General features: G+C 66.3%; 6 protein-coding genes. All 6 read right to left on the bottom strand.

Going from position 1 to position 12,781, the window contains the following annotated elements; all coding sequences use genetic code 11:
• Positions 1 to 94 precede the first annotated feature (94 nt).
• Positions 95 to 3,211, bottom strand: coding sequence for an autotransporter domain-containing protein (locus tag AC1RL5_RS03245; protein WP_492588943.1), 3,117 nt, complete (start codon positions 3,209 to 3,211; stop codon positions 95 to 97).
• 65 nt (positions 3,212 to 3,276) lie between these two features.
• On the bottom strand, positions 3,277 to 6,255 hold the full coding sequence (gene eprS / locus AC1RL5_RS03240) for an autotransporter serine peptidase EprS (RefSeq protein ID WP_492588944.1): 2,979 nt from the start codon (positions 6,253 to 6,255) through the stop codon (positions 3,277 to 3,279).
• A 208-nt stretch (positions 6,256 to 6,463) separates the two neighbouring features.
• Positions 6,464 to 8,149 carry a polyurethane esterase B gene (gene pueB, locus AC1RL5_RS03235; protein WP_011061489.1) on the bottom strand — a complete coding sequence of 562 codons (1,686 nt, stop codon included), beginning with the start codon at positions 8,147 to 8,149 and terminating at the stop codon, positions 6,464 to 6,466.
• A 49-nt stretch (positions 8,150 to 8,198) separates the two neighbouring features.
• Positions 8,199 to 9,548 carry a TolC family outer membrane protein gene (locus AC1RL5_RS03230; protein WP_370059185.1) on the bottom strand — a complete coding sequence of 450 codons (1,350 nt, stop codon included), beginning with the start codon at positions 9,546 to 9,548 and terminating at the stop codon, positions 8,199 to 8,201.
• A 14-nt stretch (positions 9,549 to 9,562) separates the two neighbouring features.
• Entirely contained in the window at positions 9,563 to 10,879 is a 1,317-nt protein-coding gene (locus tag AC1RL5_RS03225; RefSeq protein ID WP_373366087.1) for an HlyD family type I secretion periplasmic adaptor subunit, read from the bottom strand.
• A 14-nt stretch (positions 10,880 to 10,893) separates the two neighbouring features.
• A complete protein-coding gene (locus AC1RL5_RS03220; protein WP_011061492.1) occupies positions 10,894 to 12,675 on the bottom strand; it encodes a type I secretion system permease/ATPase in 1,782 nt (593 codons plus the stop codon).
• Positions 12,676 to 12,781 lie beyond the last annotated feature (106 nt).

Genomic DNA, 12,781 nt, shown 5'->3' with positions numbered 1-12,781 from the left:
TTGGAATTGTCAGAGCAAACGCATGCCGCCCAAGCCCCATGGCGGGACTCGGGCAACTCGGTGAAGGGCCGGGGGACTGCTGGCTACCCGGCCTTCAGAACTGCCAGTCCAGGGTCAAGCCGACCCCGTGACTCTTGTCCCGGGCCCCCAGCAACCCGTTGTAATCCAGGTTGACCCGAGTCCCTCGGCCCACGGCCATGCCGGCCCGGGCGCCAATGACCGCGGCGTCGCGATCCAGGGACAGGCTCTGCACCTTGAAGCCCTGCCCGCCCTCGACGAACCCCAGGTTCATCGTGGCGTCGGTGGGGCTCAGGTGGTGCTGCCAACCCAGGGTAGCCGACAGCTCCAGGCTTCGGGTCGAGCTCAGTTGCAGGCGTTGGCCAGCGCGCAGGCCCAGGGTCGTGAGCCAGGCCTCGCGGTGGTCAGCCGCGCCCCTCAAGGCCGCGTCGCCGCCCTTCTCCTTGAAGCTGTCGCTGGCCACATTGACATAAGCCAGGTTAGCGAAGGGTTCAAGCGCCAGGGGTTGCAGGTCCAGGCTCCAGGCGGCCTCGGTGAACAGCTGGGCGCTCTGGGCGTCACGCTTGGTCTTGAGCCGCTCGGATTCCCCGGCAAACTGCAACTCGCGCTTGACGTCGATGCGGTGCCAGCTGTAGGAACCGCCCACACTCAGGCGCACGGCATCCAGTTGCTGGCCGACATAGGCCCCCAGGTGGTAGCTGTCGACCTTGGCCGAGGAATGGGTACCGTCGCCCATGTTCAGGGAACTGTCGCTGTAGCCACCGAACAGCCCCAGGCGCCGGCCCTCGCCCACTTCACCATCCACCCCGGCCAGCAAGCCGCCGATGGAGGTGTTGTAGCCGGCCTGGGAATGCCCGCCATCGGCCTTGCCCCAGGCGCCCAGGACCTTGAACCAGGCGCCTTCATCAAGGCTCTGGGTGCCGTTGCCGACAGCCCCGGCGTCCTGGCGCAGGCGCTCGCCCATGGTGTCGCGCAGGTGACGGCCCTGGTTGATCAGGACACTGGCCACCGCCGGGTGGATCTCCCCGGACAATTGCTGGAAGGCCTGCTGGGCACTGGCGGCAGTCGGCGCCAGCAGCAGGCTTTCGAACAGCGGGCTGCCGGCCCCCAGTTGCTCGGCGGCAGCCGCCACCGACACCTGGTTGTCGGTCAGGCCGACACTGGCGAACGAGCGTGCACTGCGCTGTACCGCCAACTGCACACCAGTGGCCGAGTAGTCCAGGCTGCCGGCAAGGAACAGGTAGCTGGGCAGCACCGTGCCGAAGCTGCCCTGGATCCCCCCTGCCGCATCGAGGATGTCGAACTGGCGCCCCAGCACGCTGCCGCTGCCAGTGCTCGAAGGCTCCAGGACCATGGCCAGGTTGGCCCCGGCAATGGTCACCTGGCCGCTGCTGACGATCCGGTCGCTGGCGGTCGGCGACACCTCCACGGCGTAGGTCGAGCCCGGCTGGAAGGTCACGTCGCCGGCCACGTTCAGGGTGCCGATGGAGTTGCCCGGGGCCACCGTGGCCCCGGCGTTGGCCGTCAGCCCGCCGATCCGGCCATTGCCGCCGAGGGTTGCGCCCTGGTTCACCGTCACCGTCGACGTCAGGCTGCCGTTGACCGCCAGGCGGCCCTGGTTGACCAGGGTCGGGCCGGCGTAGCTGTTGTTGCCGCTGAGCACCAGGGTGCCGATGCCCTCCTTGGTCAGGCCGCCATGGCCGCTGATGTCGTTGCTCCAGATGTCGAAGCCGCAGTTGAACTGGGTACAGCGCCGCTGGGTGGGCTTGCCGGCGTCCAGTAGCGCTCCCACCCCCGGCAGGTTGGCTACCCACTGGGACGAGCCATAGGCGCCATCGATCCGCAGTTCCTGGGGGATATCCTGCTCGGTGACCAGCATGCCCGGGCCGCGAATGCCCTTTTGCAGGTCGATCATGCCCCAGCCATACAGCTCGTCGATGCCCGGGGCGCCCATGTCCCGGGCGGTGGTGCGCAGCACCCCGGCGATCTGCGCCGCATCCATGTAGGGAAAGCGCTCCATCAGTACCGCTGCCGCACCGGCGGCATGGGGCGCGGCCATCGAGGTGCCGTTCTTGTTGGCGTAGCCGACCGTCATGTCTTCCAGGCTGGTGCCACCGATCACGGCGCTGTAGATCCGTGTACCCGGGGCCGAGACACAGAAGCTCGCGGTGTAGCCGCAGCGTGAGGAAAAGGTACTGATGGTGTAAGGCTCGGCGCTGCTGGTGTCCGGGTTCTGCTGCAAGGCCGCCACTGTCAGCCACTGCGGGGCGATTTCCGGGACGAAATAGCCCAGCCCGGCGATGGCGTCCGGGTTGTTCAGGTTGTAGTCGTTGCCGGCGGCGAAGATGGTCAGCACGCCACTGCGGGCCGCATTGATGGCACCGTCATAGGCACCGCCTTGCAAGGTGCCGAGCAAGGGCCGGATCTGGCTGAACTGGGCCTGGGCGTCACTCAGGCCGAAGTGCGGGAACGCCGGATCGCGCCCGCCCTTGGCGAATGCGTCGGTGATGCCGATGCCCCAGCTGTTGTTGATGATCCGCGCGCCACTGGCTACCAGGCCGTCCCAACCGGCCTTGTACACCGCCCCATCGTTGCCCAGGATGATGCCGTCCTCGGGGCCGGGGTCGCCGTTCTCGGCACTGATGATCTGGGCGTCGAAGGCCACCCCGTGCATGGCGCCGCCATCGCGGCTGCCGGCGGCGATACCACCCACGTGAGTGCCGTGGGAACCGAGCTTGCCGTCCGAGCCCACCGAGGGCGTGCCGTCATAACGGAAGGCGTCTCCAGCCTTTACCGGAATGTAGGGATCGGTGTACTGGCGGATGCCGCTGGTCACCAGGGTGATGACCTTGTCGCTGCCGGCGAACTCGGGGTGCTGGGCATACACCGGCTGGTCGAAGATCCCCAGCTTGATGCCCTGGCCGGTGTAGCCGGCGGCATAGGCACTGTCGGCATGTATCGCCCCCAGGCCCCAGTCGGCCTTGAATTCGGCGCTGCGCCAACTGGCGGCGTCGCCGAGCTTGCCGGTTTCCACATAGGGCGCCGCCTGGGCACCAGTGGCCAGGGCCAGGCAGCCGGCCAGGGCGCTGGCCAGCGGGCTGTACGCCCAGGGTAGCTGCCGGCAGCGAGGCCATCCGGAGCGGGGATTACGAAGATGCGGTTGTCCAGGTTGAAACTGCTTCACTACGACCATCCTTAGTTGTATGGGCAATCGACCGGCGCGACGACGCTCTGCGCCGGGGTATGGCGACCGGCGCTTCAGAAGCGCCAGTCGAGGTTCAGCCCCACGTTGTGGAACTGTTCGGCATTGCCCAGCCGGCCCTGGTAATCCAGGCTCAGGTCCAGCTGGGCGGTGACTCCAAGGCGCGCCTGAAGCCCCAGCAGCGCCGCATCCCGGGACGCGCTTGCACTGTCCACGGCAAAGCCCGGGCCGCCGCTGGCGAATGCCAGGTGCTGGCTGGAAGTGTCATGCCCCAGGCGGTGCTGCCAGGCCAGGCTGCTGGACAGCTCCAGGGGCTGGCCGCGGCTCAGGCTGAGCCGCTTCAGGCCCCGGGCCCCCAGGCTGCCCAGCAGGGCCTCGGCGCTGTCGTCCCCGGCGCGCAGGGCCGCGGCGTCGCCCTTCTCGTGGAAGGCGTCACGCTGCAGGTGCAGGTAGGCCAGGTTGGCGAAGGGCTCCAACGTCAGGGCCGGTAGCTGCAGCCGATACGCCGCCTCGCTGAACAGCTGGCTGCTGCGACCGTCGATCCGGGCCTTCTGCTTGGCGCTGGCTTCGGCGTATTGCAGGTCGCGGCGCACCTGGGCGCTATGCCAGCTGTGGCTGGCCCCCAGGCTCAGGCGCAGGTCGCCCAGGTCGCGCCCGGCATAGGCGCCCAGGTGGTAGCTGTCGATCTGCGCGCTGGAGTGGCTGGCGCCGCCCATGCGCAGCGTGGTGTCGCTGTAGCCGGCGGCCAGGCCGACCCGAGTGTCCGCGTCCAGGTCGCGGTCCAGCCCCAGCAGCACCCCACTGCCCTTGCCCTGGTAGGAACTGTGGCCCGAGTCGCCGTCAGTGCGCGCCTGTCCACCCAGGCCCTTGATCCAGAAACTCGCCTCGCCCTCCCCGGCATTTGGCCCCGGGCGCTGCAAGCGCTGGCCAAAGGCCTCGCGCAGGTCGCGGCCCTGATTGAGCAGGGTCTGCTCCAGGGCCGGGTAGATCTCCCCGGACAACTGTTGCAACGCCCCTTGAGCCGAAGCCGGCGAGGCCGACAGCAGCAGGCTTTCGTAGACCGGGTCGGCCGTGCCCAACTGCTCCACCGCCGAGGCCACCGCGCGCTGGTTGGGGCTGGCGGCCACGCTGGCAAAGGTCGCGGCGCTGCGCACCAGGCCCAGTTGCACGCCGCTGGCGGAGTAATCGACCACCGCGCCGAGAAACAGGTAGTTGGGTTGCACCAGGGCGAACTGGCCATCGATACCGCCCGCGGCCTGCAAGATGTCGAACTGGCGCCCGACCAGCCCCCGGACCTGCCCGGCGCTGAGCAGGTTGGCGTTGTGTTCCAGGCTCAGGCTGAGCTGGGCGCCCTCCAGATGCGCCCGGCCGCCGGCGACGATACGGTCGCTGGCGGTCGGCGACAGCTCCACGGCGTAGGTCGAACCTGGCTGGAAACTCACATCGCCGGCCACATTCAGGGTGCCGATGGAGTTGCCCGGGGCCACGCGCGCGCCGCGGGTCGCGGTCAGCGCCGCGACCTGCCCGCTGCCACCCAGGCTCGCGCCACTGTTGACCGTGACCGCGGATGCCAGGCTGCCATTGACCACCAGCAGCCCGCCATCGACCGTGGTCGGCCCGCGATAGCTACTGTCACCGCTGAGCAACAGCCAGCCGGCCCCGGACTTGACCAGGCTGCCCTGGTACAGGCGCTGCGCGGCCGCCGCATCCCGGGCCATGCCGACCGCGTAGTCGGTCAGTTCCTGCTGGCTGGCCTGGGCCCCCGGGCCCTGCTCCCAGCCACGATCCTTGAGGGTCTGTTGCCAGGCCTGGCGCTCGGCGGCATCCTCCACCTGGCGCTGGGCCAGGGCCTGGTCGGAGATGCCGTTGCTCCACACATCGCCCTGCCCGGCCTCCAGGTTGACCTTGAATTCCCCCAGCAACTGCCCGGGCCCGTGCAATGCCCGGCCCAGGTCCGGCACGCCCCAGCCCACCAGGCTGCCAGGGGCCTGGGTCAGCGAGCCATCGAGCTGGCGGGCGGTGGTCAGCAGCACCTGCAGGGCCTGCTGGTTGTCCAGATAGGGGTAGCGCTCCATCACCAGGGCCAGGGCCCCGGTGGCATGGGGCGCGGCCATCGAAGTGCCATTGTAGGTGGCGTAGCCGCCCCCGGGCACAGTGCTGGTGATGGCCGCGCCGGGCGTGGCCAGGCACCAGTACTTGGCGATCCCGCACTGGTTGTATTTCTGCTGGTTGTTCTTGTCCAGGCCCGAGACCGCCAGCCAGTGCCCTTCCAGCTCCGGCTGAAAATACGGCAGTGCCGATCGCACGCTGGCATTGGCATAGCCGCTGTTGCCGGCGCTGAAGACGTTGATCACCCCCTGGCGCGAGACCTGCGCCGCCGCGTCGAGCCAGGTGTCCTGGCCGAAGTGCTGGGCATAGGCGGCGTGCAGGCCCTGGAGGGTCTGGTAGCTGACGTCCTTGGGCTGGCTGCCCCAGCTGTTGTTGATGACCCGCACCCCGGCGTCGGCCAGGGCACCGTACACCGCCTGGAAATAGCGCGGGTCGGGGCCCGGGCCGAAGAGCATGTTGTCGTTGCCGTTGGTGTTGCCGACGTAGACCTGGGCATTGAAGGCCACCCCGTGCATGCCGTTGCCGTCGCGGGCGGCGCCCATGGTGCCGGTGACGTGAGTGCCGTGGGTGTCGTTGTTGGCGTTGAGCACCCCGGACACCTGGAACCCGCTACCGTCCTGGTAGTTGCCGCTGGCGATCACCGGGTGAAAGCGCAGGGACGAGGCTTCGGCATGGGCCACATCGAAGCCCGAATCCAGGGCACCGATCTTGACCCCGCTACCGGTAAGGCCGGCGGCGTAGGCCTGGTTCGCCTGCATCCGGTCCAGGCCCCAGTCCTGCAGGTATTCGGCGGAGCGCCAGCTGGCGGCATCACCGGGGCGACCGGTTTCCTGGTAGGTCGCCTGGGCCCCACCCGGCAGGTTCGCGGCAAACGCCAGGAACACCCCGGCCGCCAGCACATTGAGCTGATGAACATTCACATCCATGTTGATGACTTCTCTTGTTGTTGTTCTGGGATCGACTTTCCGTAACCGATCAGCAACCACGGCTTACTTCATGGGACTGGCTCCTTGAGGGTTCGCGCCCCACGCCCAGGGGCACCTGTGCGGCCATGGCGTTTTGCGGGCAAAGCTGTCGCCGCCGCAGCCCTTTTCAGGGGGCTGCGGGGTCTCTAGCACTGGATATCGGTGAGGGTCAGGCGAAGACCAGGCCCGAGCCCGAAAGGCTGTCCATGCCGACCCCCACCAGGGTCACCGAGAACTCGCCGACACTGAGCAGGGTGTCGTTGCCGTTCTGCGACAAATGCTGGCTGTAGTCGTAATGGGCATCGACTCCGGGCACGCCCATGAACACCAGCTTGTCGGTGTTCTGGTAGCCGTGGATCAGGTCGAAGCCGAAGTTACCGCTGAACAGGAAGGTATTGCCCCCGCCACCGCTGGAGTGCATGACGTCGTTGCCGGTGCCGCCGACGAAGGTCACGTTGGCCTTGTCGCTGCTCAGCAGGTCATCGCCGCCATGGCCGAACAGCCAGTCGCCATCGACGCTGGCTACCAGCGCATTGCCGTAGGCATCGCCGTTGAGGGAATGGTTGTAGGCGGTCCACTGGTTGCCGTTCTGCAAGCCGTCGGCGGTGACGCTGTGGCTCACGTCCTTGCCGAACAGTTGCCACCAGCTTCCGGTCTCGTGGCTGACCAGGGCGCCGACGTCTCGGGTCATGCTGATGCCGCCGTAGGCATCACGGATATACAGGGTGCCGTCGCCGTCATTGGCGATGGAAAAGTTCTTCAGCGGCTGCTGCAGTTCCAGCACGTTATGGCCCTGCCCGCCATGGATGATGTTGTAACCGCCGTCATCGCGGAAGCGATCATCGCCGGCCCCGCCATCCAGGTAGTCGTTGCCCTTGCCGCCGTGCAGCAGGTCGTTGCTCTGGGTGCCGATGATGAAGGTGCTACCGGTGTGTTTTTCCGCGTACAGGTTGAGGTCCTTGACCCAGACCTGATCGCGCTTGCCCTCGGACAGATTGGAAATAACCACGGTGGAGTCGCGGCTGGTCAGGTCATAGAAATCCGAGTTGATCAGGCGGTTGAGGCCGCCGGCATAGTCCACCGCGCTGTGGGCCGACCAGGACTGCGGATTGAGGATGCTCTGGGGAATCAACTTGCCGAGGAACGATGAATAGTGATCGGTGAAGCTGACGATGTTGTTGGTCGCCGACTCCTGGGGCTTGTCGTGGGTGCCCAGGGACGAGGCGTTGAAATGAGTGCCGTCCAGGGCGCGGAACACCGGGTCGTTTTCATAACCGATGTTCAGCACCTGCGAGCTGTTGGCGCTCTGGGTCGGCGAGGCGAAGGCCACGTAGCTGGCGTCCTGGTAGAAGCCGCCCCAGTGATCGCTGCTCATGGCCGCCAGGCTGTTGACCCCAAGGCCGCCCAGGCTGTGGCCGGTGACCAGCACATCGCTGCCGCTCAAGCCCTGGGCCGCGGCGAAGGCCGCGACCTTGCCCAACAGGTTGTCGAAGGCCAGGCGGCTGTAGTTGTCGGCAAAGCCGGAAACGAAGGCCGCCTGCAGGTCGTTGATACCGTCCTTGAGGCTGTCGGTGCCGCGAAAGCTGATGCCGATGGACAGCAGCTGCCCGCTGGCGTCGTATTTGCCCAGCACCTCGACCTGGGCGTCGCTGACAATCGCCTGCTCGCCGGAAATCGTGCCCTGGGCGCTGACGTTGCCCTGGTAGCCCAGCTGGCTGGCGCTGATGGGGCGCCAGGCGGTGCCCGGCAGCGCCTCGCCGGTGGGTGTGGAGGCGTACAGCGCCAGAGTAATGGCTTCGCTGTAGAGGGCCTTGCCGTCACCGCCAAGGGCGGTCTTGTAATCGAAGATACTCATGCTCATTCCTCTTTTTTATTGTCCCTGAGCCTGCGGTCGGCAAGGCCTCCTAAGGCTGCGCGCGCTGGCCGAAAGCCTCGTCGACCCTGGCCAGATCCTCTTCCCGCAGAGTGCCTGCGTAGTAGTGCAGCTTGGTCCAGGCCATCAAGTAGTCATAGCGCGCCTGGGCCAGGTCGCGGCGGGTGGTGTAGAGCTGCTGTTCGGCGTTCAGTGCATCGAGGTTGACCCGTTCGCCCCCCAGGATGCTCTGCTTGGTCGAGACCACCAGGGCCTCGGCCGAAGTCAGGGCTTTCTGGTAGGCCCGCAACTTGCTCACCCCCGATAGACAGGCACTGAATTGGCGGCGGAGTTCAATCAGGGTTTCCCGGGTCTTGCCGTCCAGTTCGTACTCGGCCTGTTCCATGGAGCGGCTGGCCTGGCGGGTCGAGGCCGAGACCCCGCCCCCGGCATACAGCGGCACGCTGACTTCGATACCGATGGTGTTGGTGTCGTAGCGCTGGTTGTAGGTGTTGCCGCTTTCCGATTCGTTCTGGCGCATGGTGGCGTAGGCGCTGAGCTTGGGCAGGTGCCCGGCGCGGTTGCGTTCCACCTCGTAGCGCGCGACCTCGACCCGCTGGCGCTGGGAAGCCAGCACCGGGTTGTTGCTCAGGGCCATCTCGTGCCAGGTGTCGTAGTTGGCCGGGGTCAGGGAGAAGGACTGGAAGTCTTCCTGCAAGGGGTCCAGATCCCGCACATCGAGGTTCGGCTCGCCGGTCAGGGCCGCCAGCTCGCGCAAGGCCGCGTCCTGCTCGTCCCGGGCTTCGATCTCTTCGGCGGTGGCCAATTCGTAGCGCGACTCGGCTTCGAGGATGTCGGTGCGGGTGCCCTCGCCCTGCTGGAACATGTGCCGGTTCTGCTGGAACTGCTGCTCGAAGGCCTTTTTCTTGGCCAGGGCGATGTCGATCTGGTCCTGGGCGAACAGCGCCTTGGTGTAGTAGCTCAGCACCCGCACCAGCAACTCCTGGCTCTTGCCGCGAAAGTTCTCGTCGGCAAACAGCGCCTGGGCCACGCCCTTGCGGTAATTGGCGTAGGCCTCGTAGTCGATCAGCGGCTGCTGCAGGGTCAGGGACGAACCGTAGCTGTCGTAGTTGCGTTTTTCGGTAATGGTGCCGCGCACCGTATCCAGGTAGCTGACCTTGGAGTTGTTATGGCCCTTGTTGTAGCTGTAGCCGACCTTGGGCAGCAGCCCGGCACGGCCGATGGCGCGGTTTTCAAGGCCGGCGTCGCGTTCCTTGATGGCGCCGAGGAACACCGGGTCGTTGCGCAGGGCCTGTTCGTAGATCTGGAACGGGCCCACCGCCTGGGCCGTCTGGCAGGCCAACAGCGCCAGAGCCGCCGCGAGAATGGAAAGCTTACTCATACGACGCGACATCCTTATTCTTCGGTCAGTGCAGAACCTGCCCGGTCGAGCAGTGGCTTGAACAGGTAGTTGAGCAGGGAACGCTCGCCAGTGCGCACGAACATTTCCGCCGGCATGCCGGGCTTGATCACCAGGCCGTTGAGCTTCTCCATGGCCTGGTCGCTGACACTGCTGCGCAGCACGTAGTAGGGCATGCCGGTTTTCTCGTCGAGCATCTGGTCGGCGGAAATCAGGCTGACTTCGCCCGGCACTCGTGGCGTGCGGCTCTGGTTGAAGGCGGTGAACAGGATGTCCACCGGCAAGTGGGTGCCGACCTTGTCCACCAGGTTCACCGGCAGCCGCCCTTCCACCTCCAGGTGAGTGCCCTGGGGCACGATTTCCAGCAGGGTCTCGCCCTGGCGCACCACCGCGCCCTCGGTGTGCACCCCGAGGTTGACCGCGATGCCGTCGGCGGTGGCGATGATCTCGCTGTGCTGCAGGTCGAAACCGGCAGAGGTCAGTTGCTGCTCCAGGGTCTGGGTCTTGAGCTGGGCTTCGGCCAACTGGCTGCGCACCTCTTTCTGGTACTCCTCGCTGTGCTGTTGCAGCTTGAGCCGGGATTCGAGGATGCCCTGCTCCACTCGCCCGCTTTCCCCGGTGTTCTGCGCCAGTTCCTGCTGCACCTGGGACAGTTGGCGCTGATATTCCAGCAGGCGGTTGCGCGGGATGTAGCCGTTGTCCGCCAAAGGTTGCAGGTTGCTCAGTTGCTGGCGCAGGGATTCGGCCTGGCTACCGAGGTCGGTGCGGGCCCGGCGCATGCCGGCCAGTTGCGCGGTGGCGCCTTCGATATTGGCACGGATGCCCGCCTGCTCCCGGGAGAATGCCTCGCGCCGGCTGCTGAACAACTGGCGCTGGCCCTCCAGCACCAGGGCCAGGCGCGGATCGTCGCTGTCGCTCAGGGGCGCGGGGAAATCCACCTGCTTGAGGTTGTCGCGCTCGCTGCGCCAGCGCGCCAGGCTGGCCATGGCCATGCGGTACTGGGCTTGCAGCGATTGCACGTCCGCCGCCACCTGGGTCTGGTCCAGGCGAAACAGCGGCTGGCCCTGCTTCACGCTTTCGCCCTCGCGCACCAGGATCCGGCTGACCACCCCGCTGCTCATGGACTGCACCGCCTTGCGCTTGCCGGACACCACCACCGTGCCTTGCACCGGAATGCCCTGGTCCAGGGGCGCCAGCGCCGCCCAGACGAAGAAACTGCCCGCCCCCACCAGGGCCAGGATCCAGCCCATGCGGGCGAAAAAGCCCGCGTCACGCTCGACCCGTTCCGGCGCGTAATCCTCTTCGATCATCATGTTGCTGTCCTTGCTCATGCGCCTGAATTCCGTGTCGGAGCCTGGTATTGCCGGCTCATGCTGAGGCCGCCGGGCGCCGCTGCAACGGGCTTGGGCGCCTCCTGGGCCTGGGCTTGCTGGCCGCCGGCCAGGGCCTTGAGCACTTCCTGGCTCGGGCCGAAGGCCTGCAAGCGGCCTTCGTTGAGTACCAGCAGTTTGTCGGCCAGGGCCAGCACCGAGGAACGGTGGGTCACCAGCACCACGCTGGTGCCCCGGGCCTTGAGTTGGGCAATGGCCGCCGCCAGGGCACTTTCGCCCACGGTATCGAGGTTGGAATTGGGTTCGTCCAGCACCACCAGGCTCGGGCTGCCATACAGCGCCCGGGCCAGGGCCACCCGCTGCTTCTGGCCACCGGACAGGCCGCTGCCGTCATCGCCGAGCACGGTGTCGTAGCCCTGGGGCAGGCGCAGGATCAGCTCATGCACCCCGGCCATCTGCGCGGCCTGGACCACCTGCTCCGGGTCGGCCTGGCGAAAGCGTGCGATGTTCTCGGCGATGCTGCCGGTAAACAGCTCGATATCCTGGGGCAGATAGCCGATGTAGGGCCCCAGTTCGTCGCGGTTCCAGCGATGGATATCGGCCCCGTCCAGGCGCACGGTGCCGCCCAGGGTCGGCCATACGCCCACCAGTACCCGGGCCAGGGTCGACTTGCCGGAACCGGAGGCCCCCAGCACGCCAAGCACTTCGCCGGCATTGATGCTGAAGTTCACCTGTTGCAGGGTCGCCATCCGCCGTCCGGGCGGGCCGGCGCTGACCTGCTCGAAGCTCACCTGGCCCTTGGGCGCCGGCAAGGACATCGCCGTATCGCTGGGCGGGAACTCGCGCAGCAGTGCATCCAGGCGGCCGTAGGCCAGCTTGGCCGAACTCCATTGTTTCCACACCGCGATCAACTGGTCGATGGGGCTCAGCACCCGGCCCATGAGGATCGAACCGGCAATCATCATCCCGGCGGTCATGTCGCCCTTGATCACCAGCAAGGCACCCAGGCCCAGCACCAGGGATTGCAGGCACAGGCGCAAGGTCTTGCTCAGGGAGCTAATCACCGAGCCGGTATCGCTGGCCTGGTTCTGCAGGCCGAGGAAGCGCGAGTGCACGGCGAACCAGCGTTTGCGCAAGGCGCCGAGCATGCCCATGGCCTGGATGGTTTCGGCGTTGTGCAGGTGGCTGGTGGCCAGCTGGGTGGAACGCTGCGAAAAACCGCTGGCCTCGGCCAGGTCCTTCTTGGTCATCGCTTCGTTGAGGTACGCCAGGGCAATCAGCAACAACGCGCCTACAGTGGCGAACACTCCGAGCCAGACGTTGAAGGCGTAGATCACCAGCAGGTAGATGGGGAACCAGGGTGCATCGAAGAAGGCGAACAGTGCCGGCCCGGTGAGGAACTGGCGAATATGGGTCAAATCCCCCAGGGACTGCCCCGCATGGCCTTCGCCCCGGGACAGGTTGCGCTCGAACGCGGCCTGGTAGACCCGCAGGTTGAAGCGGCGCTCCAACTGGCTGCCGATGCGGATCACGATAAAGCTGCGCAGCACTTCCAGAAGACCGATAAAGACGAAGAAGCCCACCACCATCAACGACAGCATCACCAGGGTGGTTTCATTCTGCGACGACAGTACCCGGTCGTAGACCTGCAACATATAGATGGAAGGCACCAGCATCAGCACGTTAATCAACGCAGTGAAACAACCGACACTGATGAGGATGCCCTTATATTCGCCCAGTGCCTTGAACAGTGGTGCAGGATGATTGTTCTTCACCATTTCTAACATTTTCCCTGAGCTGTTAATCCGCGCCCGCTAGCGTGGAACCAATGTAGCCTACAACTAACAACCCGCACTACTTAGTTGCTGAATCCTGCGGACACGA

This window comes from Pseudomonas sp. GW822-FHT06D10 (assembly GCF_058799535.1).
The sequence above is the reverse complement of the archived record's forward strand: the minus strand, read 5'-3'. Positions and strand labels throughout refer to the sequence as shown.

Bases quoted from the DNA above. Each gene is read 5' to 3' on its own strand.
- AC1RL5_RS03245 (WP_492588943.1), bottom strand. From the start codon at position 3,211: ATGGTCGTAGTGAAGCAGTTTCAACCTGGACAACCGCATCTTCGTAAT.
- eprS (WP_492588944.1), bottom strand. From the start codon at position 6,255: ATGGATGTGAATGTTCATCAGCTCAATGTGCTGGCGGCCGGGGTGTTC.
- pueB (WP_011061489.1), bottom strand. From the start codon at position 8,149: ATGAGTATCTTCGATTACAAGACCGCCCTTGGCGGTGACGGCAAGGCC.
- AC1RL5_RS03230 (WP_370059185.1), bottom strand. From the start codon at position 9,548: ATGAGTAAGCTTTCCATTCTCGCGGCGGCTCTGGCGCTGTTGGCCTGC.
- AC1RL5_RS03225 (WP_373366087.1), bottom strand. From the start codon at position 10,879: ATGATGATCGAAGAGGATTACGCGCCGGAACGGGTCGAGCGTGACGCG.
- AC1RL5_RS03220 (WP_011061492.1), bottom strand. From the start codon at position 12,675: ATGGTGAAGAACAATCATCCTGCACCACTGTTCAAGGCACTGGGCGAA.